Annotated in this window: 25 protein-coding genes; 6 read left to right on the forward strand and 19 right to left on the reverse strand. The window is 62.9% G+C overall.

What is annotated here, in order from left to right; translation table 11 throughout:
• The 7 genes from VG320_RS18830 to VG320_RS18860 form a co-directional block, all read right to left on the reverse strand.
• Positions 1-810: porin (locus VG320_RS18830; protein WP_327201597.1), on the reverse strand; the 810-nt coding region annotated here is incomplete at its 3' end.
• A gap of 78 nt (positions 811-888) precedes the next feature.
• Positions 889-2,184 carry an MFS transporter gene (locus VG320_RS18835; RefSeq protein WP_327201598.1) on the reverse strand — a complete coding sequence of 432 codons (1,296 nt, stop codon included), beginning with the start codon at positions 2,182-2,184 and terminating at the stop codon, positions 889-891.
• Positions 2,185-2,310: 126 nt separating this feature from the next.
• A complete protein-coding gene (locus VG320_RS18840) occupies positions 2,311-3,162 on the reverse strand; it encodes a fumarylacetoacetate hydrolase family protein (protein ID WP_327201599.1) in 852 nt (283 codons plus the stop codon).
• A 101-nt stretch (positions 3,163-3,263) separates the two neighbouring features.
• Complete coding sequence (locus tag VG320_RS18845; protein ID WP_327201600.1) at positions 3,264-4,889, reverse strand: FAD-dependent monooxygenase; 1,626 nt, start codon at positions 4,887-4,889, stop codon at positions 3,264-3,266.
• Between the two features lie 45 nt (positions 4,890-4,934).
• Entirely contained in the window at positions 4,935-5,318 is a 384-nt protein-coding gene (locus tag VG320_RS18850; protein WP_327201601.1) for a cupin domain-containing protein, read from the reverse strand.
• A 23-nt stretch (positions 5,319-5,341) separates the two neighbouring features.
• Entirely contained in the window at positions 5,342-5,788 is a 447-nt protein-coding gene (locus VG320_RS18855; protein ID WP_327201602.1) for a nuclear transport factor 2 family protein, read from the reverse strand.
• Positions 5,789-5,835: 47 nt separating this feature from the next.
• Positions 5,836-6,780, reverse strand: a complete 945-nt coding sequence (locus VG320_RS18860; RefSeq protein WP_327201603.1) for a 3-carboxyethylcatechol 2,3-dioxygenase — start codon at positions 6,778-6,780, stop codon at positions 5,836-5,838.
• Positions 6,781-6,926: 146 nt separating this feature from the next.
• Between VG320_RS18860 and VG320_RS18865 the strand changes: the two genes are divergently transcribed.
• Positions 6,927-7,613, forward strand: coding sequence for a GntR family transcriptional regulator (locus VG320_RS18865; RefSeq protein ID WP_327201604.1), 687 nt, complete (start codon positions 6,927-6,929; stop codon positions 7,611-7,613).
• A 47-nt stretch (positions 7,614-7,660) separates the two neighbouring features.
• On the opposite strand, the gene VG320_RS18870 is transcribed toward VG320_RS18865, so the two are convergent.
• The 8 genes from VG320_RS18870 to VG320_RS18905 form a co-directional block, all read right to left on the reverse strand.
• Entirely contained in the window at positions 7,661-8,569 is a 909-nt protein-coding gene (locus tag VG320_RS18870; protein WP_327201605.1) for a SphA family protein, read from the reverse strand.
• Between the two features lie 72 nt (positions 8,570-8,641).
• Positions 8,642-9,028, reverse strand: a complete 387-nt coding sequence (locus VG320_RS18875) for a nuclear transport factor 2 family protein (protein WP_327201606.1) — start codon at positions 9,026-9,028, stop codon at positions 8,642-8,644.
• Positions 9,029-9,043: 15 nt separating this feature from the next.
• Complete coding sequence (locus tag VG320_RS18880; protein ID WP_327201607.1) at positions 9,044-9,907, reverse strand: fumarylacetoacetate hydrolase family protein; 864 nt, start codon at positions 9,905-9,907, stop codon at positions 9,044-9,046.
• 13 nt (positions 9,908-9,920) lie between these two features.
• Positions 9,921-10,493 (reverse strand): VOC family protein, encoded by a 573-nt coding sequence (locus tag VG320_RS18885; RefSeq protein ID WP_327201608.1) that lies wholly within the window; start codon positions 10,491-10,493, stop codon positions 9,921-9,923.
• 39 nt (positions 10,494-10,532) lie between these two features.
• Positions 10,533-11,795, reverse strand: coding sequence for a dihydrolipoyllysine-residue acetyltransferase (gene aceF, locus VG320_RS18890; RefSeq protein WP_327201609.1), 1,263 nt, complete (start codon positions 11,793-11,795; stop codon positions 10,533-10,535).
• A 31-nt stretch (positions 11,796-11,826) separates the two neighbouring features.
• Positions 11,827-14,499, reverse strand: a complete 2,673-nt coding sequence (gene mdeB / locus VG320_RS18895; protein WP_327201610.1) for an alpha-ketoglutarate dehydrogenase — start codon at positions 14,497-14,499, stop codon at positions 11,827-11,829.
• Between the two features lie 74 nt (positions 14,500-14,573).
• Positions 14,574-15,116 (reverse strand): flavin reductase family protein, encoded by a 543-nt coding sequence (locus VG320_RS18900; RefSeq protein ID WP_327201611.1) that lies wholly within the window; start codon positions 15,114-15,116, stop codon positions 14,574-14,576.
• Between the two features lie 2 nt (positions 15,117-15,118).
• Positions 15,119-16,372, reverse strand: coding sequence for an acyl-CoA dehydrogenase family protein (locus VG320_RS18905; protein ID WP_327201612.1), 1,254 nt, complete (start codon positions 16,370-16,372; stop codon positions 15,119-15,121).
• Positions 16,373-16,722: 350 nt separating this feature from the next.
• On the opposite strand from VG320_RS18905, the gene VG320_RS18910 reads away from it, so the two are divergent.
• A complete protein-coding gene (locus tag VG320_RS18910; RefSeq protein WP_327201613.1) occupies positions 16,723-17,460 on the forward strand; it encodes a helix-turn-helix domain-containing protein in 738 nt (245 codons plus the stop codon).
• 32 nt (positions 17,461-17,492) lie between these two features.
• Here VG320_RS18910 and VG320_RS18915 read toward each other — a convergent pair whose 3' ends face one another.
• The 3 genes from VG320_RS18915 to VG320_RS18925 all read right to left on the reverse strand — a co-directional run bounded on the left by VG320_RS18915 (position 17,493) and on the right by VG320_RS18925 (position 20,278).
• Complete coding sequence (locus VG320_RS18915; protein ID WP_327201647.1) at positions 17,493-17,963, reverse strand: Lrp/AsnC family transcriptional regulator; 471 nt, start codon at positions 17,961-17,963, stop codon at positions 17,493-17,495.
• 694 nt (positions 17,964-18,657) lie between these two features.
• On the reverse strand, positions 18,658-19,380 hold the full coding sequence (locus VG320_RS18920; protein WP_327201614.1) for a class I SAM-dependent methyltransferase: 723 nt from the start codon (positions 19,378-19,380) through the stop codon (positions 18,658-18,660).
• A 142-nt stretch (positions 19,381-19,522) separates the two neighbouring features.
• Positions 19,523-20,278 carry a DeoR/GlpR family DNA-binding transcription regulator gene (locus VG320_RS18925; protein WP_327201615.1) on the reverse strand — a complete coding sequence of 252 codons (756 nt, stop codon included), beginning with the start codon at positions 20,276-20,278 and terminating at the stop codon, positions 19,523-19,525.
• A 119-nt stretch (positions 20,279-20,397) separates the two neighbouring features.
• Between VG320_RS18925 and VG320_RS18930 the strand changes: the two genes are divergently transcribed.
• The 3 genes from VG320_RS18930 to VG320_RS18940 all read left to right on the forward strand — a co-directional run bounded on the left by VG320_RS18930 (position 20,398) and on the right by VG320_RS18940 (position 23,342).
• Positions 20,398-20,997, forward strand: coding sequence for an NUDIX domain-containing protein (locus VG320_RS18930; RefSeq protein ID WP_327201616.1), 600 nt, complete (start codon positions 20,398-20,400; stop codon positions 20,995-20,997).
• A 46-nt stretch (positions 20,998-21,043) separates the two neighbouring features.
• Positions 21,044-21,340 (forward strand): YciI family protein, encoded by a 297-nt coding sequence (locus tag VG320_RS18935; RefSeq protein ID WP_327201617.1) that lies wholly within the window; start codon positions 21,044-21,046, stop codon positions 21,338-21,340.
• Between the two features lie 220 nt (positions 21,341-21,560).
• Complete coding sequence (locus VG320_RS18940; protein ID WP_327201618.1) at positions 21,561-23,342, forward strand: putative bifunctional diguanylate cyclase/phosphodiesterase; 1,782 nt, start codon at positions 21,561-21,563, stop codon at positions 23,340-23,342.
• A gap of 55 nt (positions 23,343-23,397) precedes the next feature.
• Here VG320_RS18940 and VG320_RS18945 read toward each other — a convergent pair whose 3' ends face one another.
• Complete coding sequence (locus tag VG320_RS18945) at positions 23,398-24,186, reverse strand: FRG domain-containing protein (protein ID WP_327201620.1); 789 nt, start codon at positions 24,184-24,186, stop codon at positions 23,398-23,400.
• Positions 24,187-24,404: 218 nt separating this feature from the next.
• Here VG320_RS18945 and VG320_RS18950 point away from each other — a divergent pair, with 218 nt between their 5' ends.
• On the forward strand, positions 24,405-24,968 hold the full coding sequence (locus VG320_RS18950) for a phosphotransferase-like protein (RefSeq protein ID WP_327201621.1): 564 nt from the start codon (positions 24,405-24,407) through the stop codon (positions 24,966-24,968).
• The last annotated feature ends 7 nt before the right edge of the window (positions 24,969-24,975 follow it).

A 24,975-nucleotide genomic window follows, 5' to 3' on the forward strand; every position in this document is an offset into this window, starting at 1 on the left:
GTAGCGCACCGCATCGAACACGGCGCTCGCGCGCAACGTGCCCGTAATGTCGTAGCGCCCGCCCACGCCGAGATTGCGCTGCCGTGACACACCCGCCTTCTGGCTCAGCGGACTGCTGCGAAACAGAAAGAACGGCGCGCCCGCGTAATCGTCGCTAACCGCACCTGCTGCGTTGACCGTGCCAGGCGTATCCAGTTGCATGTACGCCACGCTGATTTGCACCGGCCCGTTCGCATAACGCGCGCCCGCACCGAATGCACGATTCACGGCGAACTCCCCCGCCGCGTTGCTGAACGCGTACATCCCCGAGAAACGCACACCGGCCAGAATCGGCGAGGTGTATTTAACGGAATTGTTGTAACGCCAGCTACCCATCAGATTGTCTGCATCGCCCGGCGTGGCGAGCAGGCCGCCAATCGAACTGTTCGGCGAATACGGCAGCAGATAATCCCAGAACGTGTCGTACTGGCGGCCAGCCGTGAGTGTGCCGTAGCGCCCGCTCGACAAGCCGACGAACGCCTGCCGCCCGAACATGCGGCCGCCCTGGCCGAACTTGCCATTGGTGATGTCGAAGCCGTTTTCAAGTTGTGCGAGCGCGTGCGTACCACCGCCAAGATCCTCGTCGACCTTGAAGCCAAGGCGATTGTTCTGGTTCGAACCGCTCAGCAGTTTGACACTATGCGCTCCGCCTTCGTTGCTGGCCCAGGTCACGCCTTCCGAGATCAGCCCATATAAGGTGACGCTGCTTTGCGCCATGGCAGGCGTCGCAATCAGTATCGACATAGTCACGGCCATCTTTTTTATTTTCATCGACGAGTCTCCATAATTTGTAATTTGCACTGCTATTTAATTTAAAAATTTCAATGCACCCTTGATCTTCAAAACACGCTAGCGCTTTCTGACTACCGGCAACGCGAGACTCGCGACAAACGACAGAGCGCACACCGCCATGACATACCAGGCAGGGCCAGCGAGCGAATCCGTTTCGCGTATGAGCAGCGTCGCGACCAGCGGACCAAAACCGCTGAACAGCACGACGGCCAGGTTATAGGCGAGCGCAATACCCGTGTAGCGCACCTGAACAGGAAACTGATCGGCGAGAATGGACGGCCAGGTGCCGCTCGATAACGCGAACACCACAGCCACGATCGCGAACAGCGTCACCAGGCCAGTCGAATGATGGACAAGCGCCTGATAAAACGGCCAGGCCAATACGATCAACAACAGCGCGGAAAGTTGCAGTAGCACACGGCGCGTAATCCTGTCTGCGAGCCAGCCCGACAGCAGCACGGCGGGTACGCTCACACCCAGCAGCACGTTCTGCGCAAGGGCGACTTCGCGCGGCGCATAGTGCAGTTGCTGGATCAGATAGACAGGCATATGGCCGTAGAGAATGCCGGTCACGGCCGCCATGACGGCGATCGTCAGCGCGCCGGCAAACACGGCGCGTGCATGATGACGCAACGTCTCGACGAGAGGCTGGCGCACCACGCCCTGCTGCATCTCCTTGAACTCCGGTGATTCGTCGAGGTTGCGCCGCATCCAGAACGAGGCGACGCCGCACAACCCACCGAACAGGAATGCGATACGCCAGCCATACGTTCCCGCATCGTGCGGCGACAGCGTGTTCTGGATGCAGAAGTTCACGAAGGTCGCGAGCAGCACACCCACATTGATCGCACAGATGATCGCCGCGCCCGCGATTCCCGCACGATGCGGCGCGGCCTCCACGGCATAGGTGATCGCACCGGGCATTTCGCCACCGACGCAGAAGCCTTGCAACATGCGCAGCAGCACCAGCAACGCAGGAGCGAAGATGCCCCAGCGGTCGTAACCGGGCAGCAGCCCGAGCGCGATAGTCGCAAGCGTGACGACGAAGATGGAGACGAGAAACACGGGCCGCCTGCCGTAGCGATCGCCCCAACCGCTCAGCACAATGCCGCCAAGCGGACGGATCACGTAACCGATGGCGAATACCGAAAGCGAGAGCAGTGTGCTCAGAAAAGCGGATTGGGTCGGGAAAAACTGCGCCGCGAGATTGTGCGCAAAGAGGCCGTAGACGATGAAGTCGTAGTACTCGAGCGAGCCGCCCAGGCTCGCGATCAGAATCATTTTCCACTGCGCGAACGACAGGCCCGAACGGGCACGGCTGGCGCTCGCCGGCGCGTGAAGCGACTGTTCCATGGATGTCTCCGTCATGTCTCCCCGTTGTGCCGGGAAGGCGCCGGCTGCGTGGCCGGCGCTTCGTTATGTAGCTTGATGGATGCTGCTAGCTTCGCGATCTGCGAAAGCGGGAAAGCACGGTAGTGCTCAGGCCTCGTCGGCGATCGGATTGCGCAGCGTTCCAATGCGCTCGATTTCGATCTCGCAGATGTCGCCGGGCTTCATCCACACCGGAGGATTGCGCTTCGCGCCCACGCCGCCAGGCGTGCCGGTCACGATCACGTCGCCCGCGCGCAACGGCGCAATAGTCGAGAGATACGCGATCTGGCGAGCGATGCTATGGATCATCATCGAGGTGGTCGCGCGCTGCAATTCGACACCGTTCAGGCGCGTCGTAAGCGTGAGGTCGCTATCGAACGGGATTTCATCCGCAGTGACGAGCCAAGGGCCAAACGCGCCCGTCTGCGCGAAATTCTTGCCCGGCGCCCATTGGCTCGTATGACGCTGCCAGTCGCGCACGCTGCCGTCGTTGTAGCAGGCGTAGCCCGCGATATGCGCGGCGACATCAGCCTGAGCGATGCGGCGGCCCGGCTTGCCGATCACGACGGCGATTTCCGCTTCGTAGTCGAACTGCGTGGATTCAGGCGGGCGCAGCATCGGCTCGCCGTGACCCACCTGCGAATCCGCCACGCGCAGGAAGAACATGGGCTGCTCGGGCACCTCGCGCTGCGTTTCGATGACGTGTTCGTGATAGTTCAGCCCGCAGCACCAGATCTTGCCGGGGTTCGGGATCACCGGCAGAAAGCGGATATCGGCGAGACGATGATCGGGCGTGCGCTTTTCGGCGATGCGGCGCGCGGCGTCCACGCCGTCCTGTTCCAGCAGGTCGCGCAGATCCGCATAGCGGTTTTCCAGCGCCACGCGCAGATCGATCACGCCTTCGCCAACCACGGCGCCGAACGTCGGCTGGCCCGACACTTCATAACTGATGAGTTTCATGAGTTTCCTTCGATTTGAACGGAGCTTCCGGCTCGCGATGGCCGAGTGCGCCCCTGCGGACCGCAGCCGCATTAAAAAAGAGTGAGAAAGCCTGTGTTTTGCTAGATGCTGGCGGGCGCAGGATTTTCGTGTGATTCGGCGCCTGGCACGCTGCGCCCGCCAGCGGCGAGACGTTGGCGCAAACGTGGCATCAGCGTGTCCAGTGCGCCTAGGGCCGTGTCGAGCGAGGCCGTCGGCGCGACCAGCGCGACATAGCGATCCGGACGCACGACGAGCGACAGGCCGCTGCCGGCCAGATCGGCGAAAAAGCCGTCGATGTCGCGCACGGTCTGGCGCTCGTGCATGGCGCGGCGGATTTCAATCGTCCCGTCGGCACTGAACGCCAGCACGGCCCAGTCGTCGCCAAGCAGCCGGTCGAGCGGCATTTCGCCCGGCCCGCCCGCGCTAACCACCTGCACACGCGGTTGCGGCAACGCTCGCCCCGCGAACCGCGCCGCTGAGGCGGGCAGATCGGCGCCGGGCGCCACTACGCAGCCCGCCGTGAAATGCGGTTGCTTGAGGAAGCGCATCTCCACAAGCCAGCGGCGAATCGACGGTACGAGGCGCAGCGCGCTCACGCTCCAGTCGCGCAGCACCGTCCCCAGCGCGTGCGTGCTCATCACCACCTTGCCAATGCGCACCGAAAGCCGCACCATTTCCGCCGCGTGGCCCTTGCGTTCAAGCTCGTAGCTGTCGATCAGCGTGTCGCCGGCTTCCCCCTTCACGTGCGCCGCGATCTTCCACGCCAGGTTCGCCGCATCGCGCACACCGGCATTGAGGCCCTGCCCGGCAAACGGCGGCATCATGTGCGCCGCGTCGCCCGCCAGCAGCACGCGCCCTACGCGAAACGTCGCGGCAATCCGTTGATGCGCGATATAAACGGCCGAGCGGCGTATGTCGCCCGGTTGGATCGTCTGGAACGGGCTGATCAGCTTCGCGATGAACGCGGGCTGGATCACGGCGTCGGGATCGTCGTCGGGCTTGAGCATGAACTCGTAGCGGCACCGCCCTTTCACGCCCGGCACCACCACGCCGGGGCGCACGCCGTCGCAATGAAACTCCGAAAACGGCTCGGGCGTGCCCTGACGGTTGAGCGTGTCGACCACGATCCATTTCTGCACCTGGGTCGAGCCTTCCAGTTTGATGCCGAGTTGCGTGCGCACTCCGCTGCGCCCGCCATCGCAGGCCACGAGCCATTTCGCCGCGATGCGCCGTGCGCCGTCACGGCCCTTGAGCAGCACCTCGACGCCGTCGTCGCGCTGGGTCAGCGTGTCGGCCTCAGTGTCAAAGCACAGCGTGATGTTCGCGTTGGCCCGTGCGGCGTCCAGCAACAGCCTCGCAAGCACCGGCTGATCGAACTGCGATTTGCCTGGATAACCGAGCATCGAGCGGCGCGGCTTGACCTCCGCCAGCAACTGTTCCTTGCGGCCGAAATAGCGTGCGCCCGTGTTCATCAGCATCTCAGGCTTGAGCGCGTCAAGAATGCCGATGTCGTCCATCACGCGCAGCGACTCGTCGGTGATGCTGATCGCACGCGGCTCGTCCGAAATATCGCCGCTGCGCTCGACCAGCAGCACGCGCACATCGCGCTGCGCGAGCAGGTTAGCGATCGTCAGGCCCACCGGCCCCGCGCCTACCACCACCACGTCGGCGGGATCGCCTCTATCGGCTTGTTGCGCCGCGTTCATGTTGTCTCCTTTCTTTTTGCCTGGTTGTGCCAATCAATGCCTGCTTCAAGGCACGAACTGCTGATGTGCGCACAGCGGCAGATAATCGCTGCGCACCGGCGCGAACACATCGACGTTCAGCGCGCGCTCCGTGCCAAGCGGCTCGGCGCAATGCGGCGCGTTGGCGGGGATGTAGAGCACCGAAGGCGCAACCAGATCGAAGACTTCGTCGTCGACCCAGAAGCGCATGCTTCCCGCCAGCACATAGCTAACCTGATCGAATGCGTGCGCGTGCGGCCCCGCCGTCTTGAAGCCCGGTTCGAACCAGTTGACCGTGTGCATCGCCTCCTGCGAACGGATGCCCGTGCGCGCGAAGCCCTCTCGTACGGTTTCAAGCGGCATCTCGTCGAGCCGGAACGCTTTCGCGACGTTGGGTGTTGCGGTTGTCATGGACTTGCTCCTGATAATGGCGCTCAGCGTGCGGCGCGAAACGCGCGGCGAATCTCGCGGCGCGCAATCAGCCACTGGCCATCCTGCTGCACATAGGTGTCGAGATAGTCGCCGACCATCAGCGGCGTGGTGTCGGCGGCAAGGCCGTGAGCAGCGTCTGGCCGCTCTTCGCGATAGACGCTCGCATAGAGCGTCCCGTGCAACTTGCCATCGCGCCATTCGAGCCGGTGATTGGTTTCCACGTGGCGCGAAAGGCGCGGCAGCTTCACTCGCGCCGCGCCCCACGCGCGGATCGCCTCGCGGCCGATCAGGTCAGCGGGCGGCAAGCCGAGCAGCGCGCCCTCCTCCGCATAAAGCTCATGGAGCGTGTCGGCGCCGCCGTGGTCGAGGCGCCAGGCGTGCTCATTCGTGAGCGCCTGAATCGCCAGACGCAGTTCTGGCGTCACAAGGTTCGTATCGATGCGGGACATGGGTTTCTCTATCGTTCGGAGTGGATCGGCACGAATACGGGAGGTGGTCAGGTCCGGAGCACGGCGCCAGCGGTGGCAAAGCCCGTCATCCATTCCTTGACCGGCCAGTACTGGCGATGGAACAGCTCGTAAGGACCGCAGGCGCCCAGCGCCGCGAAGGCCGCCAGCCATGCGCGGATCTCATGCGCGGAGTGGCCGCCGCTCTGCTCGACCCAGTCGTTCTTCCAGCCGTCCATCTCGGCCAGCCGCCCCGAGGCAAGCAGGTCGAGCGCGAGCCGATCGAAATCGGGATTGATTGCGCGATGACTCGCGTCGCCATGCGCGTGCGCGCGGCCTGCGTCGACCACGCGGCGCTGACGCGCCTCGCGCGCCTCCGGGCTCAGGAAGCGACCGCCGCCCAGCAAACGCTCGCGCACTTCGTCCGACGCTTCGGCGAGACGCGGCACCGGGGGATCGTGCGACAGACCACCCGAGCCGATCAGCAGAACACGCCGGTTCCAGCGCGCGATCTCGCGGCCGATGGCTTCGCCAAGCAGCCTCACCCGCTGCATCGGCCCCAGCGGCAATCCGACCGCGTTGATGAACACGGGCACGACCGGCACGCGCGTCAAATCGCCGAACAGGAATTCGAGCGGCTGCGCCACACCGTGATCGACGTAGAGGCGTTCTGACTGAGCCACGTCGATGCCGGCATCGAGCACGGCGGCCGTCAGTTGCCGTGCCGCGGCTCCGTCTACGTTCAGGGCACCGGGCGTCGTACCCCAGTCACCGACCGATTGCGCGGCAGCGCCAATGCAGAACGCCGGCATCATGTCGTAGAAGACGCCATTGAAATGATCGGGCCCAAACACGATCACGAGTTCCGGATCGAAACGCGCGGCGAAATTGCGTAACGACGCGATCGACTGGCGTACTTCGTCGATGACCGCCTTGTCCGGATCCAGCACGCCATAGAGCGGTGAATGGGAAAGGCAGCAAAGGGCAACTGTCACGCGGGTGTCTCCTGATTTGGCCTGCGCCGGAAGCGTTACCGTCTGGAGATGCACGGCACGCTGCGGCTGGATGACCGGATACTATCCAGGATAGAATGCACTCGTCAACAAAGAATATATTATTTCTCAGTGATATAATTTTTCCCATGAATACGAGCGCCCAGGAATCCGCCGCCCAGCCGGCCGTGCTGCAACGCATCCGCCACGCCATCCTCAATGGCGAATGGCCGCCCGAGCATCGCCTTGCACCGGCGGCGCTCGCAACCCGCTTCGACACCAGCACCACCGTGATCCGTGAGGCACTCACACGGCTGACCGGCGAGCATCTGGTCGAGGCGCACACCAATCGCGGCTTCTTCATCCCTCGCCTGAACCTGCGCGAATTCAGCGACCTGACGCAATTGCGCTGCGCGACGGAAACGCTCGCTTTGCGCCTCTCGATCGAGCGTGGCGACCTGCTTTGGGAAGAATCGCTGCTGGCGGCGCATCACCGCATGCTGCGCACGCCACGCCAGTCGGACAGCAGCAAGGTCCAGTTCAATGAGGAATGGCGCGTGGCGCATTGGGCCTTCCACCAGGCGCTGCTGGCGGGATGCGGCTGCGATTCGATGCTGCGCATCGCGGCGATGCTCGCTCAATCGACCGATCTGTACCGTCGCTGGGCCGCTGCGGCGGTGATTGACGCGAAGCGCGACGTCGAGTGCGAGCACCGCGAATTGCTCGAAGCCGCGCTCGCACGCGACGCCGGGCGCGCCACCGAGCTGCTGCGCCATCATCTGGAAGAAACCGCGCGAATCGTCACCGCGAGTGGACTCGCGCTAGAGGGGAACTGAACCTCAATCAGCGTGAGTTCGGGGAACAGACCTGATCAAGTCCGCAATCAGATCGGGAATGCGAACTCGACCCACAGGCGATCGCCTTCGGGGCGGTTACGGACGGCGAACTCGTGCTGATATTTGAAGACGATGGCACTTCCAGGGCCGAAGTCGTAGCGCAGTTGCGGGCCGATTCCGAAGGCCTGGCCGCGCAAACCGTCGCCGGCAGCCGGCTGCCCGTTGACTGTATCGTCGGTAAACTGCTTCAGGACGTAGCCCTGCACGCCGACCTGCAATTGCTTCGTAACCGAATATCCAATCAGATAGTCGAGACTGGCGACATCGCCTGAATGGTAGTGGGTTGCGTGGTTCGGCGAATGAAACTCCGCCTGCGCCGTTGCCGATATCTCCCACTCTGGAGCGGGAAACCATGTCACATCGACATTCGGCTGGAACGCATAATAATTCACGCCGATATTGGCCACGCGATTGACTGCATATGCGCCCGTAGGGAGACTGACGTCCGGTGACGCGAACGCAAAGAACGTATGCGATGCATTCGAATAACCCAGAATAAACGGCTGGGCGATGATGTCGCCAAGCGCTGTGCGCGTGCCGGACGCTCCCGGTACGTCGAGATGAAGATGGGCGAACGGCACGACAAGACCGCTCGACAGCGTAAATGGCCCGAAGCTCCGGCCCCACGTGTGGACAACGCGTGGCGCATCCACCAGCACTTCGCTGTGAAAACCGGGAACCGAACTGTGACCGTCCGGACCGGCGAACTTGTTGGAGAAATAGTATTCGGTGTAGTTGTAGAACTGCGTCGCGCCCGGCGGGGGCATGACGCCATCGAGCACGGTGTTGACACCTATCGGGTAAGTGGTCAGGCCATTTTCCGTCGCGCTCGCGGTTTGAATCGCCATCACGCAAAGCATCCCCGCGAATAACGCTGTTCTCAATTGCTTCATCATCTCGTCTCCAGACCTGTTTATCGTTGTACTAACTAATACGATGCGGGATCGTTTCGATCCCGCCGTGCTGCTTTACAGATTGGTCGCCTGGAAGCTCACCTGCCGCCACGAACCGGCGTGGTTGCGCCAAACCTGTGTGGTCATGATGTGCATGTCCACGCGCAGTCCCGTTGCCGTCATCTCGATCGACTGGCGCAACGGCCCTGTTGCAATCGCCACACTGTCATAGACGCGCACATCGAGCCGTTCGCGCTGCGCCGCAAGAAAGCGGATCTGGCCACGCACCATGTCGATATAGGCTGACTTGCTGTCGGCAGTGCCGTTGGCATGAACGTGGACGACGTCGTCGGAGACGAGACGCTCCAGCGTGTCGAGATTCGCCTCGACCAGCGCACGGCATCGAGCCGCTTCCAGTGCCACGATCTCGGCACGAATCTGCTGCTCTTTTTCAATATTCATTTGCCTGGCTCTCCTTCATACAGATTCGGCCTGCACCACATTTTCAATCGCCCCGATACCGTCGATCTCCACTTTCACCCTGTCACCGGCACGCAACCAGCGCGGCGGTTTCATGCCGATTCCCACCCCGCCTGGCGTTCCTGTGAGGATCACGTCGCCCGGCTCCAGCGTCATCGCCTTCGACAAATGCTCCACCTGCGCGTAGCAATCGAAGATCAGTTGCGAGGTGCTGGAATCCTGGCGCGATTCACCATTCACGAAGCAGCGGATGCCGAGCGCGTGCGGATCGGCAATCGCGTCGGCCGTCACGATCCACGGCCCGAACGGCGCATGGGTATCGAAGGACTTGCCGATCGTGAACTGCGAGGTATTGAGTTGCCAGTCGCGTACGCTGACGTCGTTTGCCGCGCAATAGCCGAAGATCACCTCATGCGCGCGTTCGCGCGGCACGTGGCGGCAGCGCCGTCCGATCACGAAGGCGAGTTCCGCTTCGTAATCCAGTTGTGTGGACACGCGCGGCAGTTCGATGGGGGCGAACGGCCCCGCCGCCGACGTTGGCATCTTCGCGAACCACAGTTGCGCGGTCGGGCGCGCCATGCCGGACTCTTCGACGTGATCGGCATAGTTGAGGCCAATACCCAGGATCTTGCCCGGCCGCGGAACCGGCGCGAGCAACGTAACAGCGTGAAAATCGATGTCCGCGGGCTGGGTAGCATCGAGCGCCGCCATGCGCTCGCGCCAGAACGGCCATGCCTCGATCAGCGCGATCGTGTCGCGCGGCGCATCGGGCAGGTGACGGCCGATATCGATAACGCCGCCGTCTACCGCCAGGCCGGCAGCCGGCGCATGGTCGCCGGTGCGAAATGTGACGAGTTTCATTTGTGCTCCTCGCTCACATGACTGTCGATTTGCCGGTGGCAGCCGTGCCCACCGCGCTCAGCTCTGCATCGCTCGCGCCTGCCTGCCACATCCGGAAGAGTTCGTCCGGATCGAATTCCACCCCGAGATTGTTGTTCGCGAACGCATCCGAATGAAAATAAGCCGCCGGGTCATCGCCGTTATCGGCCTGCAGTTCGACATCGTTGCCTTCGGGGTCGCGATAGTAGAGCGATGTGGTAGGCCCGTGATTGATGCACCAGAACGGCCGGATATCGAGCGGCTTCAGGCGCGCGTAGGTCGACAGCAGATCGCCGATGCTGTCGTAGCTGTAGGCGACGTGATGCACACCAGCCGTCTCAGCCACCTTCGCCGGTATATCGGGCATGTTGAAGAACGCGAGCCGGTGATGCTCGTCGTCGTACGTGATAAAGGTCAGCACGTCGTCTTCGAATACGAGGTGCGCCTGGAAGAGTTTTATATACCAGGCAACGGTTTCTGCACGGCGCGCGCAACGATAGACCAGGTGTGCCATGCGTGCGGGTACGATGCGCGCGGCGCTGTGTGCCGGGTTCGTCTGTGTGTTCATGTCTGTCTCCTGTTTTTACTGTGCTTCGATAAAGCCGCTTCAGAGCAGGACGCGGCGGAAGTCGGCCATGAGCGTGGTGAGATACGCGAGGAAGCGCCCGGCTTCAGCGCCGTCCACCGCCCGATGATCCCAGGACAGCGACATGGGCAAGATCAGGCGCGGGTCGAATGCATTGCCGTTCCACACCGGCTGCGTTTTCGCACGGCCAACGCCGAGGATCGCCACTTCGGGCGCATTGATGATCGGCGTAAAGTGCGAACCGCCAATGCCGCCCAGCGAGGAGATCGACATCGATCCGCCCTGCATCTGCGCGGGCGCAAGCTTGCCTTCGCGGGCGAGAGCCGCAAGCTCCGACATTTCGCCTGCGATTTCGGCAATGCCTTTGCGATCCGCGTCGCGAATGACCGGCACAACGAGTCCGTTTGGTGTGTCGGCGGCAAACCCAATGTGGAAGTAGTGCTTCTGCACGACTTCCTGGCCGTCCAGACTGACGTTGAATTGCGGGAATCGCCGCAACGCCGCCACGCAGGCTTTCACGATAAACGCGAGCATCGTGACCTTCGCGGCGCCATGTTTCGCCTCGCGATTTAACTCCGCGCGCAAGGCTTCGAGCGCAGTCACATCGGCTTCGTCGAAATTGGTGACGTGCGGAATCATCACCCAGTTCCGATGCAGATTCGCGCCGGATATCTTGCGGACACGCGAAAGCGGGCGACGCTCCACTGTGCCGAACTTCGCGAAGTCCACCTTCGGCCAGGGCAGGATGTCGAACGGTGCGCCGCGCGCGTCGGCAGACGGGGCAGCCATGGCTGGCTGCGACAGCGTCGCCTTCACGTGAGCAAGCACGTCCTCCCGCAGCACGCGCGCATTGCGCCCGCTGCCCGTCACCCTGGCCAGATCGACGCCGAGTTCGCGCGCGAGCTTGCGCACCGACGGTCCTGCTGCCACGTCGCCAGCGGGCGCACGAAAAGCTGGCGTCTGCGGGGCGATAACGGGCGCGGGCGGCGGCGTAACCGACGCCGCTGCCTCTGCAATCACGGGCGTTGGGGAATCAGCATCTGCGACCGGTGCATCAAACTCCACGTGCGCGATCAGCGAGCCGATGGACACCCGATCGCCGGGTTTAAGCAGCACCTCGCGGATGGTGCCCGCAAAGGCGCTCGGCACGTCCATGGTCGCCTTGTCCGATTCCAGCGTCACCAGCGGCTGCTCCAGCGACACCACGTCTCCTGCGCGAATCAGTACCTCGATCACCGGAATGTCCCGGTAATCGCCGATATCCGGAACTCTCAGTTCCTGCATGTCCAGTCCTTTTTCATGGTGCGATGGGGCGTCACTGATTCCACGGCGCGACGGAGTCCATATCGATGTCATAGCGCGCGAGGGCTTCGGCATGTTTTGCGGGATCGACAGCGGCCAACGCCGCCAGCGCGACATGGTGGCGGTCGACCTCGAAATAGCGCCGCAGCGCCGCGCGCGTGTCGCTGCGCCCGAAGCCGTCGGTGCCCAGCGCCGTGTACGGTGCCTGCACATAGGACGAAATCAGTTGCGCGTAGGCCCGCACGTAATCGCTCGCGGCGATAACCGGCGTGCTACCCGCCAGACAACGCTCCACGTGGCTTTCACGCGGCGCCGCGCTGGCGAAGAGCCGCTCGCGCTCGGCTTCGCGCGCTTCGCGTGCCAGTTCGGAGAAGCTCGTCACACTCCAGATCTCCGATGCGATGCCCCAGTCGTTCGCCAGCAGTTCCGCCGCCGCAATCACTTCGCGCAGGATCGCGCCGGAGCCGAGCAGGCGCACGACGGGCTGCCCCTCGCCACGCGAGCCGTAGCGACGCATGCCGCGGATGATGTCGGCGTGTTCGTGCGGCTCCACACCCTCGTGGACGTAGTTTTCGTTCGTGACCGTCAGGTAGTAGAACTCATCGTGCTGTTGCTCCAGCATGCGCCGCGCGCCGTAATCGACGATCACCGCCATCTCGGCCGCGAATGCCGGGTCGTAGGCGCGGCAGTTAGGCACCGTCGCCGCCATCACGTGGCTCGTGCCGTCCTGGTGCTGCAGGCCTTCGCCCGAAAGCGTCGTGCGCCCCGCCGTCGCGCCAATCAGGAAACCCCGCGCGCGCTGGTCCGCCGCCGCCCAGATCAGGTCGCCCACGCGCTGGAAGCCGAACATCGAGTAGTAGATGTAGAACGGCAGCATCGCCACGCCGTTCACGCTGTACGAAGTCGCCGCCGCGGTCCACGAGGAGATCGCTCCGGCTTCCGTGATGCCCTCTTCGAGCAACTGACCGTCCCTCGATTCCTTGTAGTAGAGCATCGAGCCTGCGTCTTCCGGCTCATACAGCTGCCCCAGCGGCGAATAGATGCCGACCTGGCGAAACAGGCTCGCCATGCCGAAGGTGCGCGCCTCGTCAGCCACGATCGGGACGATACGCGGGCCCAGATCGCGGTCCTTGAGCAGGTTGGTGAAGACGCGCACGAGGGCGGTGGTCGTCGAGTTCTCGCGTGCATCCGGCGTCAGCGCGAATTGGGCGTAGCTTGCGAGCGCGGGTACCGCCACAGGATCGGCGTAGGTGGCGCGGCGCGGCATGTAGCCGCCCAGCGCATCGCGGCGTTCGCGCAGATAGCGCAGTTCCGCACTGTCTTCGGCCGGACGGTAGAAGGTCATGTCCGCGACCTGCCCGTCGTCGAGCGGCAGCGCGAAGCGGTCGCGAAAGGCCTTGAGCGCCTCGACATCGAGCTTCTTCTGCTGATGCGAGGTGTTGCGCGACTCGCCCGCCTGCCCCATGCCGTAGCCTTTCTTGGTCTTGGCGAGAATGACCGTCGGACGGTCCTTGTGCGCGGCGGCAGCGGCAAATGCCGCATGGAGCTTGCGCAAGTCATGACCGCCGCGCCGCAGCCCGTCGATCTCCTCCGGCGTCATGTGGGAGACCAGCGCCTGCAGCTCCGGATCGAGGTCGAAGAAGTGCGCGCGGTTATACGCGCCATCGTTCGCGCCGAGGGTCTGGTATTGACCGTCCACCGTTGCCGCAAAACGGCGCAACAGAACGTGATGACGGTCGCGCGCGAACAGCGCGTCCCAGTCCGAACCCCACACCACCTTGATGACATTCCAGCCTGCCCCGCTGAACAGCGACTCCAGTTCCTGAATGATCTGGCCGTTACCGCGCACCGGACCGTCGAGACGCTGCAGATTGCAGTTGATGACGAAGGTGAGATTGTCGAGCTTCTCGCGCGCAGCCAGCGAGAGCGCCGCGATCGATTCCGGCTCATCCATTTCGCCGTCGCCGAACACGCCCCAGACGCGCCGCTGCGACGTGGCTGCAAGGCCGCGATGCTCCAGATAGCGGAGAAACCGCGCCTGATAGACGGCGCTAATCGGCCCGAGACCCATCGAACCGGTCGGGAACTGCCAGAATTCCGGCATCAACCACGGATGCGGATACGAACACAGACCGCCGCCGTCCACCTCCTGGCGGTAGCGTTCGAGTTGCCCCGCATCGAGACGGCCTTCGAGATACGCTCGGGCATACACGCCCGGTGCGGAGTGAGGCTGGAAATAGACCAGATCGCCCTTGCCCGCGTCGCTGTCGGCGCGAAAGAAGTGGTTGAACCCCACCTCGAAGATTTCGGCTGCCGAAGCGTAACTCGCGATATGACCGCCGAGTTCGCCGTAAGCCTTGTTCGCCTTCGCGACCATCGCCAGCGCATTCCAGCGGATGATCGAGGTAATGCGCTCCTCCATGGCAAGATTGCCGGGATACGCGGGCTGGTTTTCGACGGCAATGGTGTTCTGATACAGCGAGTACGGATGCGCCGCGGGCGAGACGCCCAGATGGCTCGCATGCTCGGCCAGCCGCTGCAGCAGAAACGTCACGCGGTCCACGCCACTCGCGCGCGCCACCCCTTCCAGCGCGTCAAGCCATTCGGCGGTTTCCTGCTGGTCGGGATCGCCTTGCGCATCGTGCGCCAGTGCGTCATTCAGCAAATGATGCGTTTCAGACTTCATGTTGGGTCGCCTGTCCTTTCAATGAGGGGCAAGATGCTGCGCGTAATTGAGGTGTGATGAAGTGCGGCGCACGATCACCATCCCTCCACGCACCCGCCTGCCGTGAGCATCGGCGTGTGGGCGTGCATCTGCTGATATTTGCCGCTGTAGAACACCAGCGGCCTGCGCTGGGTGCCGTAACGGATGTATTCGAGTTCGCCGATATACAGCAGGTGGTCTCCGGCCGGATGGACGTCGACCGTTCGGGCGACGAGCTGCACAAGACTGCCTTCGAGTAGCGGCATGCCTTCGTGCTCGCAGAACGGCAGTGCGAGATCGGCCTGCGCACGCCCGCCAAAATGCGCGCTCAAGGCCCGCTGATCTTCGGCAAGAAAGTTGATGCCGTAGCGCACACCCTCGCGAACCCACTGGTTAAAGCGCGAACTCTCGCGCACCGAGATCAGCACGAGCGGCGGCTCGAGTGAGACCGACATGAAGGCATTCGCCGTCATGCCCGCCGGCTCGCCGTCGAGCCGGTAAGTCACCACGGTGACGCCGGTCGCAAACATGCCCATGGTCGCGCGAAGCAGTTTCGTATCGAGGGCAGAACGCGCAGGAGACTGGCTGACTGCGTCCATGATCAGATCAACGGCGTGATGTTGTTCTCGACGCCCAGCAACGCCTTGCCATACAGCTCAAGACCAATCGCCGGCAAGCCCACTGCATGTCGCGCTGCGGTATTCGAATCGCGCCACCAGCGCTGCAGCGGGCTGGTTTCCGCAAAGCCGCCCGCGCCGTGTGCCCACAGCAGCGTATTGATCGCCTCGGTGATGTAAGTCGTCACCATGCCCGTGTCGGCGCGCACGCGGGCACGTGCCACGTTGTCGAGCTGCTCGTCGCGTCGCGCCGCGGCATCGACTTCGTCGGCGGCACGAAAGGCACGCAGCTGGGCGTTGTCGATTTTGATCGCGGCTTCGGCAATCTGTGTCTGGAAGACCGTCGAATCCGTCTGCTTCTCGTAGGACGTGTAGGTGATCGCGCGCTGTGGCGCTTTCTCGATCACATACTTGAGCGCCGCGCGGCCAAGGCCAAGTTGCGGACCGGTGAGAATCAAGGCTGCGAATGGGACAAAAGCGGCACGGTACGCGGCCTCGTCCTTGAATTCGCTCGGATAGCGACGATCGATCGCTTCCATCATGTCGAGCAGACGATGGTCCGGCACGAACACCTCATTGCCGACGATGCAATTGCTGCCCGACGCTCGCATGCCGGCGGTAAACCAGGTATCTTCGATCGACAGCTCCGACATCGGCACGAGTGCGAGATATTGCTTCTTGAACGCCCCGTTTGTGTCGTGCTCGATAACACCGATCGAAGCCCAGTCCGCATGCAGCGAGCCCGACGAGAAGTACCACTTCCCCGAAACAATCAGTCCCCCTTCCACACGGCGAGATTGCGATGACGGCGTGAATACGCCCGCGACGCGCGCCGCCGGATTCGCGCCCCACACCTCGTCCTGTGCCTGCTGCGGATAGAGCGACGTGATCCAGGCACACACGTTGGTCAGCGCCACGACCCACGCCGTGCCGCCACATGCCTCGCCTAGCGCAGCGGACACTTCCAGATGCGAACGCAGCGTGCCCTCATAACCGCCATAGCGCTTCGGAACCATCAGCCGGAACAGACCCGCCTCGGCGATCGCCTGGATGCACTCCTCACTCGCGCGACGGTTACGCTCTGCCTCCACGGCGTGCTTCAGCAGAAGCGGCTGAAGCTCGACGGCGCGCCGGACCAGCTCCTGAATGGAGGGATTGCTCTGCACCGGTTGCTGGATCGGCCATTCAGAGACAACGGCTTCATCGCGAATCACTTCGCTGGCTTTCATCATGTTCATGTTAGTCATCCTAAACACATGGCTTGCCCGGACAGGCAGCAAGGGAAACGTCAGGGAAACCTGTTATCGCTGCGGCACAGGTCTCTCATGCGGATTCAAACCTACCTTCGATATCAACAATGACGTTTTTGTCATTCCTTGATTGGATAAAAATATAGAATCGCCGGGAAAGCCATTCAAGCGTTTTCTATTTCCTCAAGGGTTTTCTATACCCTTCCTGTGTCACTCTGACAAAATGTCATATCCGACGAATAAGTTGGAAAACAAACTCATCGACGCTGTTTTATCGACTTACAATGACACTGTTGTCATCGTTACAAAAGAACCTATACTTGCGCTACAACGGATGCATGGCACGAGGAGACGCGCAGGAAATGGACCATCGCTCGAAAGTAGCGGAGAAAAAGCGGTTGATGATGCGCACCAAGCTCATCGATGCCGCCACGCGCGTGTTTGCCGATAGCGCGGGACTCCACCCCGTTATCGACGACGTCATTCGCGAAGCCAGGGTTTCGCGAGGTACGTTCTATAACTATTTCGATTCGCTGGAGCAGGTGCTCGCCGCCATCGGCCAGGAATTCAGCAACCAGATGATCACCGACATCCTGCCGGTCTACGACATCCTGAGCGAACCCTGGCAACGCGCCTCGGTGGGCTTTCGCGTGTTTCTCGTGCGTGCCCTGCTAGACCGCAAATGGGCCGGCTTCATGGCGCTGCCTGACGCGTGGCCTCACCACACCCTGCTCGCCAGCTACATGGCGGCCGACCTCGAAAACGGCAAACGGGCAGGCCAGTTCCGCTTCGACGATGTCGACGCGACCGTCGATTTCCTCATGGGCGCCACCGCTCGCGCCATCCAGTCGATCAGACAGGGGCTGGAGGACGCCAACGCCTACATGAATGCCTATACGCGCATGGCGCTCGCCAGTCTGGGATGCGAGCGCAAGCTCTGCGACGAAGGCGTCCGGTTTTCGCTGGCCTATCTGCAGGACTGGGCGTCCGGACGCCTGAGCGCAGTCAAACCCATCTGGGCGCTCAACCTGAATTCAAAGGAAGGCCAGCTATTTCTCGGCTATACCGCGCGCTAAAGGTACGCGGTGATTCAATGGCCATTGGCCGCCTACGTTGCACTCAAAGGGATCGCCGTCGAGTAAAGCACCTGCTTCAAGGCAAAACTGGAGCGTATGCTCTTCACGTTGGGAATACGCGTCAGTTCGTCAACGATCAGCCGTTCGAGGGCCTGCGTGTCGCGCACCAGCACGCGCAAGAGGTAGTCGGCATCCCCTGTCATCAGATAGCACTCCATCACGCCGGGTATGGATGCGACCGCCCGCTCGAATTCGTCCAGTCCTTCGCGTCGCTGGTTTTCCAGTGAAATATGGATGAACACGTTGACGTTCAACCCAAACTTTTCTGGCGCGAGCAGCGTCACACGTTGCCGGATCAATCCCGCCCGTTCCATTGCCCGCACGCGCGCAAGGCATGGAGACGGAGAAAGATTCACGCGGTCTGCCAGTTCGACGTTCGTCAGGCGCGCATCCTGCTGAAGTTCGTTGAGGATGCGAATATCAATTGCGTCAAGTTGCACCATTGCGTGTCCCGAGGCTCGAATCCTGCTGGAAAGCAATGTCGCTAGAACTGCGGCATTGCCGGTTTGACGGCTGGCAGTGTAGCGCGTCGATACGAGCCGTTCCACATCTCACCTTCTGACTTCACAGCGACCATGGGATGGTGGCCTCCCTACGCGCGATCGATTGGACACATCGATGATAGGGTCGTCGTTCAAGCAGATGGTGCCGATTTGCGCCCCAGTTGGGTGACTTCACAGCACAAACTGATGATGGATCTGGCTTGCGGAAGTGATTCGTGCCGTTCACATTCCGTGAGCCGGTTCAGATATGCCGCGCGGGTTGCGCTTGAGCCGCCCCAAACCGCCCCGCCCGCGCTCAGCAGCAAGACGCCCGCGCCGAACAACTCGACCCGCTTGTGATGAGCGCGCATGAAACGCACGATGATCCGCTTCGTCTGCGTCAGAGGGAAATATCTCGCCGTACGGAAATCAAGGGCGGCACATTGGGTGCCGAACGGACCACCGCCAAAGTCCACGTAAGCGCGCCGGATCAGCGTTGATGGTCCACGCCGTGCCCTGACACAGCGCCGCTGCATACGCCTGCGAGCGCGGCGGAAGGAGGTCGGCGGCAATGCCGCGATAGTGAAAGCGCATGAGGCTGGATCATGCGTTCTGGATCGGCGCGATAAAGTCAGGCGTGGAACCCGATCGCCGATCAAGACTCGTGCGAATCGAAGCGGTGTAACGGTGCGCGCGCAACAAAAAGCGCCACGACCCCTTCCTGCTCGACGCAGACCTCGGCGAAATGCAGACTGAGTGCGGCACGTAACGCTTCCAGCGTGTCGTGCCGGTTGTCGAAGACGCCCTTGCGGTTGTAGGTACGTTGCAGTGCGCGTCCGAACCAGTTATGGCCCGCACTGTCGCCCAGCACCGTCGCACCGAACAGCACGCCATCCGCCGCAAGATGGCCCTTCAGGTGTGCGAACACACGGGCCTTCTCGTTCATCGCGCCAGGCAGGCAGTGCAGCAGATAGAACAGCGCGATCGAGTCGAAGCGGCGCCCCTCGAGCATCGTCAACGGCTGCATGACGTCGCCGGCCAGTTGAGTGACCAGCGGGGCGACCGGCGGATGACCGAGTCGGCGCGCCGCCGCCGCGAGGCTGTGCTCGTTGAGATCAAGCAAGGTCACCTGATGATGTTCGGCGCGCAAATCCGCATGGGACGGATAGAAGCCCGACCCAACCCCTACCTCCAGATGATGTTCGCCAACATGGCGGCAATAAAACGGTAGCAAGACCTTCCTGGTGCCGCACCGCCAGGCCAATCGGTTGGATATTCCCAGTACCCATGCATCGTAGAGCTTCAGGACAAAGGAGGAGTACACCGCACTGCCGGGCCGCGTGTCAAAGTGCCGGACGGAATCGACAGTCGGCTCCATCTTCTCGCTCCATTTTTACAGCTCGATTGAGGCCCTGACAGCAAGGCTAGCGGAAAAAACGTACTCCGAAATGACAGACTCCCAGCACGAACGGACAAATCAAAAGAGGTCGATTGCGAACATCGGGTAGCTGGCGAGCCAATCAGGCTTTCACCACCGTCAATCCCGCCGCTTCAATCGGGCGTGTCAATTTCGTGGACGCGCCCGCATCCACCACCAGCGTCTGCGCGAGATCCAGCCCGCCGATGCAAAACGGCGAAGCCGTGTTGAGCTTGGACGCGCACGCCAGCACCACGGTTTCGGCCGCACGCGCCGCAAGCGCGCGCTTTACATAGGCTTCCTCATAATCGCCTGTGCTGAGGCCCGCTTTTGCATGCACGCCGGTCACGCCCATGAAGTAGACGTCGGCGTGAATATGCGACATGGCCTCGACTGCTGCGGCGCCCACACTCACCACCGAATGCTTGTAGAGACGCCCGCCGATCAGCACGACTTCGACGCTGGGATGCGCGGCCAGCGCCACGGCGATGCTCGGGCTATGCGTAACGATCGTGGCGGCGAGATCGGGCGCGAGAGCGCGCACCAGCATCGCGCTGGTCGTGCCGCCATCGACGATCACCACCTGCCCCGGCTCGATCATCGCCGCTGCCTTGCTGGCGACACGCTGTTTGGCGGCCACGTCCATGTCCTCGCGTGCGGCAAGCGGCGCGACGGCGGCCGACGCGGGCAGCGCGCCGCCATGCACGCGCTGCAGACGCCCTTGCGCCGCCAACTCACGCAAATCGCGCCGGACCGTATCCTCCGACACGCCGAACGCCGCGCTCAGATCGCCGGCCAGTACCTGACCGTCACGTTCGAGGGCGTCGAGAATCGCTTTTTTTCTCTGGCTTGTGAGCATGATTAAACCGTTTGCACGAATTTTCTTGAAACTGCACGAATCTGCACGTTATCATGAGCCAGTCAATCTGTCGACAATCCAGCACCTTTCGACCCCTCACGTCTCGCCCGGAACCATCCATGACCACCACCCAAGACCGCGTTCGCATCGTCGATACCACCGTTCTCTCGGACAACTGGTATGTCCTGCGCAAAGTCACCTTCGATTACCTGCGCCGCGACGGCAGTTGGCAACGGCAAAGCCGCGAAACCTACGACCGCGGCAATGGCGCGACCATTCTTCTGCACAATCCGGCCACCGGCAATGTCGTGCTCACGCGCCAGTTCCGCATGCCCGCGTTCGTCAACGGCCACGACGGCATGCTGATCGAAGCGGCCGCCGGGCTGCTCGATCAGGCCTCGCCGGAAGAGCGCATCCGCGCCGAAGTCGAGGAAGAGACCGGCTACCGCGTGCGCAATCTGCGCAAGGTGTTCGAGGCCTTCATGAGTCCGGGTTCGGTAACGGAGAAGCTCTATTTTTATCTGGGCGAGTACGACGCTTCTACACGCATCGGCCGTGGCGGCGGCATCGCGGAGGAAGGCGAGGATCTCGAAGTGATCGAAATGCCCTTGAGCGAGGCACTGGCCGCGATCGAGCGCGGCGAGATCGTCGATGGCAAGACCATCATGCTGTTGCAGCATGCGGCGTTGCAGTCGCTGGCCGCCGGCGCGGCCGCGTGAACGCGCGCCGATACGATCGACACCCTCTTTTGACTATGGAATTCGCATGTATATCGTTTCGCTGACCTATACCGCCTCGCTCGAACGCATCGACGACGCCCTGCCCGCGCACCGCGATTATCTCGACGCGCAGTTCGCCAGCGGCCATTTCGTCGCCGCGGGGCCGAGGGTGCCGCGCGACGGCGGCGTCATCATCGCGTCGAATATGGAGCGCACGCGCCTCGATGCGATCCTCGCGGGCGATCCGTTCGCGCAGCAAGGACTCGCCAGTTACGCCGTCACGGAGTTCAAGGCCACGCGCCTTGCGCCCGACCTCAATCTGCCGCGTCCCGAAGCGTGTTAAGGCCCGCAGGAACGACGTCGCGGCGCGTTACGTAACACGAATGCGGCCGACCTGGCGCGCGTTACGTAACCGTCCTTTCCTGAGGTCGACCAGCGAGTCCGTTGCGCGCGCATCGGATATGGCATGGCTCCTGCTTCGTCGCTGCGTATAACGACAAGGCGACACGCGCCGTTACGCCCGGCGGCGCGCGGGTTCGCCATGCCACGCGCACAGGACTTCGATGAACACGCCCAGCGTCTATGAATCGGCCTTTCTTGCCGCGCCGTTCGGTGCCTTTCTGTGCCGCCCCGACGGGGTTTTCGCGCGCGTCAACAGCGCCTATGAGCAGTTGACGGGCTACCGCGAGCAGGACCTGATCGACCAGCGCAAATTCCTCGCGCTGCACGACCCTGCCGAACTGGTGCGGCGCGTCGGGCCGCTGCCGCCCACCAGCGCAGAAGCGCTCGCGCAGTTTCGCGGCGAGTGGTCCTATGTGCGCCGCAACGGTACGCGCGTGCCGGTGTCGCTTGCCATGGCGCCGCTCACGGGCGCGCTGGAAGCGCGCTATGCGGGCCACTACATCGGCATTGCCGTCGACACCACGCGGCACGCGCACGCCGAGGCGCGGCTCTGGTACGTCTCCCATCACGACAGCGCGACACGCCTGCCCAATCGCGAGCTGTTCCTCGAACGGCTCGATCTCTCGCTCGCGCGCAGCCGCCGCAGCGGCGAGCCGCTCACCGTGCTGGTGATCGAAATCGACGATCTGCAGAAGACGCGCGAAGCGCTCGGCCCCGAGGGTGCGGATCTCGCGCTCGAATACGCGGGCGCGCGGCTGCGGCGGCTTGCGCATGCGCAATGCGGCGACGTGCCGATGGGTTTCATCGGCGGCGACCAGTTCGTGCTGGCGTTACCGGGGCGCGGCGACGACGCCACGGAAGTCGCCGAGGCGCTCATCGAAGCCTTCGCGCAAGGCGATGAATCCGCCCAGACGCAAACTCAAACGCAGAAGCAAGCGCAAACTCAAACGCATCCTGATACGCACGCGCACGGCAAACCCGGTGCAAAAGTGAGTCTGAATATCGGCACCGCGCGTCATCCCGCCGACGGCGACGACGCCGCCACGCTTGTGCGCCGCGCGGGCGTGGCCGTATCAGAAGCGCGCCGCGCCGGACGCGGTCAGGTGTGCCGCTTCGCGCGTGCGCAGGAACAACGCGCCACCCGGCAACTGGAGCTGGAAAACGCGCTGCGCCATGCCATCGACGCGCGCGAGCTGTTTCTGCTTTATCAGCCGCGCGTCTCCTTGCAGAGTGGCGCGATCATCCAGTCCGAAGCCTTGCTGCGCTGGCGTCATCCCGTGCATGGGCTGGTGAGCCCCGGCGAGTTCATCCCGATTGCGGAAGAAGCCTCGCTGATCGATACCATCGGTGCGTGGGTCATGGCGACCGCCTGCCGCGAAACCGGGCAATTGCAGCGCCTCGCGCGCACGCTGCCGAAGGTGGCGGTCAACGTCTCGCCGCAGCAATTCATCAATCCGCAGTTCGCCGCGCAGGTCGAGGCGGCGCTTGAGCGAGCCGCGCTCGCGCCCGATCAGCTCGAAATCGAAATCACCGAGAGCATGCTCTTCTGCGATACGGGCCGCACCGTGCGCACGCTGCACGCGCTGCGCGCGCTCGGTATCGAGGTGGCGGTGGACGATTTCGGCACGGGCTATTCGAATCTGGCGTGGCTCGCGAGCCTGCCGCTAAGCCGCATCAAGATCGACCGTTCCTTCGTGACGAAGATGGCGACGGACCCGCGCAGCGAAGCGCTGGTGGGCGCGATCATTTCGATGGCTCATGCGCTGGAGCTGAAGGTGACAGCCGAGGGCATCGAGACCGCCGAGCAGGCCGAACGCCTGCGCGGACTGGGCTGCGACGAAGCGCAAGGGTTCTGGTTTTCCAGGCCGGTGACGTTGCAGACCTTGCGCACTTTGGTCGCGCCAGTGCCGTTTCTGCTCACGGGCGGGACCTGCGAGGCTTGAGCGGAAGGCAAAGCCCGGCGCAATGACTCGTTCGATTGCAAGCGCAATACGCCTCTCACTGCGCTTGCATCATCCCCGACCAGACGATTTCCAGTTCCACGGCAATCGAACGCGCAAGGCCGTCCAGCCCCGGAAACAGCGACGCATTGGTAATGTTCATGCGATACAGCCATTTCATCGCATCCACGCGGATACTCGCGGGCAGCACGATCTGATGCAGCAGTTCCTCGTTGGTGTCGTAGCCGTCCAGGATCGCCTGAAGGGGTTTGTCGATCACGCCCGGCACCACGAAGGTACCCGATTGCGCCACCAGTCGGTCGTCCATTTCGGACGGCTCGCCCGACCAGAGAATTTCGTTCGTATTGCAGAAGAAGTAATGCTCGAATTGACCTGGCGCGCGCGGGTCGATCACGTCGCGCGTGAGTGTGGGATCGGCTTTGGGGCGCGCGCGATTATTCCATAGCGCGGGCGTGTTGAGCGCATAGACGGCGGCGTCGCTGGTCGCGCGTTCGAGCGCGAAAAACGCCGCCACGAAGGGACTTTTGGTGAAATCGAGCAAACGCGTGGGCGCGCCATGGTGCTGCATCAGCGCGAGGCAGCGCAAGTCGTCGGCCAGGATGTCGGGATGGGCGAGAAAGTTGTGCGCCTTGCGGCGGAACACGCGAATCGCCCGCTCCTCGCGCGCGCGCCACTGGCTGTGATCGTCCACGTAGTCGCGCATATAGCGCGAGAGCGAACTTTCCAGCCGCCATAGGGCATTCTGCTGCCCGCGAAACGCCCAGCCGTCGAGCTGAGTCGTCAGCTCCATGAACTGGTTCCAGTCGGTGAGTCGGGTGGTCTGCATGCGTATGTCTCCTGGCGGTGCGCACGTCGATCAGGCGCCGATCGACCGTGTACGCCGCGCTTACCTCAGACAAACTATCACACCGACGGTTACATCGTGAAGTCCGCGCCGTGCCCGCGCGGGACAACGGCGGCACTATACTGAAACCGCGCTGAAACCGCGCTGAAACGCGCTGAGACCGCGTTGAAATGACACTCACCCTGCCCGAAGAGGCCCTTATGCCAACCAGCACCCCTCAGGGCCGACCGGAGCAGAACGGTCAGCAAGAACATAGCGGCCAGATAATCGTTCTAAGCGGCCCGCCCGGCAGCGGCAAGACGTCGGTCGCTAAAGCCCTGACTCCCTTGCTGCCCCAGCCGGTTGCCTGTATCGAAGGCGACCGTTTCTGGCCGTTCATCGTCAAACCCGACGCGCGCGAGCGCCATCAAAACTTTCGTACGATCATCCGCTCGATGACGGCAGCCTGCATTCCGTTTGCGCGCTCGGACTTTCACGTCGTGCTGGACTTCTCGATTCCGCCCGCGATGCTCGACACGCTGCGCGCCATCGTCAAGGAAATCCCGCTGCATTACGTGCTGCTGCGCCCGAGCGTCGAAACCTGCGCGCTGCGCGCCTGCGGTCGCGATGCGGGCAAGATCGGCGATTACGAAACGCTACGCGGCTTCTACACGCTATTCGCCGGTGAAGGCGCAGGCGAAGCGCTCAGTGACGAGACAGCGCCGCCCGAAGCCATCGCCGCGGAAATCGTCAGTGGATTGAATACTGGGCGCTTCAGGCGTTAACCATCCG

The organism is Paraburkholderia sp., from assembly GCF_035948235.1.
Lineage (GTDB): Bacteria > Pseudomonadota > Gammaproteobacteria > Burkholderiales > Burkholderiaceae > Paraburkholderia.